Annotated in this window: 1 protein-coding gene; it reads left to right on the forward strand. The window is 60.8% G+C overall.

Annotated features, from left to right (window positions below; genetic code table 11):
- Positions 1–214 (forward strand): hypothetical protein (locus tag AC1RPY_RS07605; protein ID WP_481763084.1); only part of this gene is annotated, 214 nt, incomplete at its 5' end.
- Positions 215–621: the final 407 nt, after the last annotated feature.

Genomic DNA, 621 nt, shown 5'->3' on the forward strand with positions numbered 1-621 from the left:
CGCCGAACCGATCGCGACGCAGGAATCCGACGTGAGCGCGGAAGGCTCGCATCAGGACGCGGCCCCGCAAGAATGGGAAAAGGCCGAGGAACCGGCCCCGCGCCTGAAACACACGCCCCGCGCTCAAGTGCGTGCACTGGCCCGAGCACGTGCCCGCGCTCAGCGTCAGCCGTCGCGCCTGCTGGCCGGTATGTTCCAGCGCGCCGCCGTCTAAAGACCGCACAAGTCATAGGGGATTAGTTGACACGTGTTCTCTAGTCCCCTAGAATTTGTCTTGTCGTTAACCAACACTTAAAAGGTATCAAAATGGAAAAGGCAAACATCATCACCATCGTTAACATNGTCACGTGCACCCGTCAAGACTTCACGTCCAAAGAGGCCGCCGTCAAAATCATGCAAGCGCTGGGCCTGACGCGCGCTCGCGCCCGTGAATTCGCGACGTTCGCGGCTCAGGGACAAGCAACCGAATTCACGGCCGAAAGCGGCACCGGCTACAGCGTTCAACCGTTTGTCGCGGTTGACGATATCATGGCATCCATCGAGGCATCGGCCGAAGTGCGCGACAACCGCGCCGCGAACGATCCGGCTACGGACGCTGCGCCGCGCAAGGAACAAGTGACG

The organism is Dellaglioa sp. CoH-56-MRSF-12 (assembly GCF_056782075.1).